Origin of the sequence: Streptomyces sp. NPDC059861 (assembly GCF_042731435.1) — a bacterium.
Classification (GTDB): Bacteria; Actinomycetota; Actinomycetes; order Streptomycetales; family Streptomycetaceae; genus Streptomyces.
In genome coordinates this window covers 1-1459 of record NZ_JBHWJQ010000094.1, presented here as the reverse complement: position 1 = coordinate 1459, position 1459 = coordinate 1, and the positions used below count along the sequence as shown (strand labels likewise).

General features: G+C 73.3%; 3 protein-coding genes. All 3 read left to right on the top strand.

Annotated elements, in window-relative coordinates:
• The first annotated feature begins 108 nt into the window (after positions 1–108).
• A complete protein-coding gene (locus ACFV6X_RS35535; RefSeq protein ID WP_377541241.1) occupies positions 109–999 on the top strand; it encodes a protein spdB in 891 nt (296 codons plus the stop codon).
• Positions 996–1208 (top strand): hypothetical protein, encoded by a 213-nt coding sequence (locus tag ACFV6X_RS35530; RefSeq protein WP_377541240.1) that lies wholly within the window; start codon positions 996–998, stop codon positions 1206–1208. Before ACFV6X_RS35535 ends, ACFV6X_RS35530 begins: the two co-directional genes overlap by 4 nt.
• On the top strand, positions 1205–1459 hold a 255-nt coding region (locus tag ACFV6X_RS35525), incomplete at its 3' end, for a hypothetical protein (RefSeq protein ID WP_385390555.1). The genes ACFV6X_RS35530 and ACFV6X_RS35525, both read left to right, overlap by 4 nt.

Sequence of the window (1459 nt, the reverse complement as noted above, 5' to 3'; positions counted from 1 at the left end):
CGTCCTGGTCGGCCTGTTCCTCGCGGTCGCCCTGGTCGCCGTCGCCGTGACGGTCGGCGGCTGCGTGTCGTACCTGCTCATCCGCGAGATCCGGAAGGGGAAGTGACCATGCCCAAGCGCAACTACACCGCCGCACCGGCGGTCGCCATGACCGCCGTGTCCATGGTCCTCACCCTGGCCGTGGTCGTGATGTGGCTCGGGGACTCGATGCCGTGGCCCGTCGCCCTGGTCGTCGGACTCGGCATCGACGGCGGCTGGCTCGCGACCCTCGCGTACGACCGGCGCCTGGCCGCTCAGGGTGACCACAACACCACGGTCACCGTGGTCGGGTGGGCGTTCGGCGCGGTCGCGACCGGCGTCCTGGTCGCCCACGCGCTCACCGCCGACGGATCCGCCGGCGCATGGCTCGCCGTCGCCTGGCTGCCGATCGCGGCCAAGGCCTTGTGGCTCGTGCACGGTCTCTGGGAGCGGACCGCGCTCACCAAGACCGCCCTCGACCGGATCGCCACGATCCAGCAGGGCGCCCGCGATCAGGCGGCCATCGCCCGCGCCGAACTCCGTGCCGAGGCGGGCACCGAGGAGACCCGCCTCGACGCCGTGACGGGCGCCGGGAAGCGCGTCGCGGAGGCACAGGCCAAGGCGGCCAGGAGGCTCTCCGGCGCCTGGTCGGAGCTGGACGGAGTCCGGCAGGGCGACGGCACCGGTAGGGCTCTGACCTGCGTGACAGAGCGCGTCGCACCCGCGTCACAGGACGCGTCACAGCCCCGCTGGCAGCTCCCCGTCTGGGGCTCCTTCGAAGAACTGGCCGCCATCGAGGCACCCGCCCTGACGGACGACCAGATCGACGCGATCGTCGCGGAGCTCCGGGCCAGCACCAACCCGCCGATGTCGTACAACGCCCTCGCCCTCGCCTTCCGCAGGGCGGGCCACAGCGCCGGGGAGACCCGGCTCCGGGCGGCCTGGAAGCGCGTCACGACGTCTGAGGCGGTGGGCTCGTGATCGCCCTCGCCTACCTCGCCACCGTGGTGGTTGCCCTCGCGGTCCTGGCGGTGGCCCTGCGCCGCCGCCCGGTCCCGGCCCCCGCGCCGGTCCCGCCGGCGCCCGGACCCGACCGACTCCTGACCGACGGCACACCTGAGGTCCGGTTGATCCTCGCGGCCGCCACCCAGCTCGCCGACCTCGCCCACCGGATGGGAGCCGCAGCATGACCCGCCGACCCGCCATCCACGACGCGGCACCGAGCCTGGTCGTCTCGCACGGAGCCGACTTCTTCGGGCAGGACCACCACCTCCGCAAGGAGGTTGCCGCCCTCGCGTCCTGGGTCCAGACCTCCGTGCCGTACAACGACCGGAAGGCCGTGGCCTCACTGGTCGACGCCCTGGAGTTCCCGAAGCCCCGAACCTTCCCTGCTGCCGAAGCCGCGCTCGTCTCCGAGCAGCTGCTCACGGTCTCCCGGACC

Excerpts from the sequence above, each read along its gene's own strand:
- ACFV6X_RS35535 (WP_377541241.1), top strand. The coding sequence starts at position 109 with ATGCCCAAGCGCAACTACACCGCCGCACCGGCGGTCGCCATGACCGCC.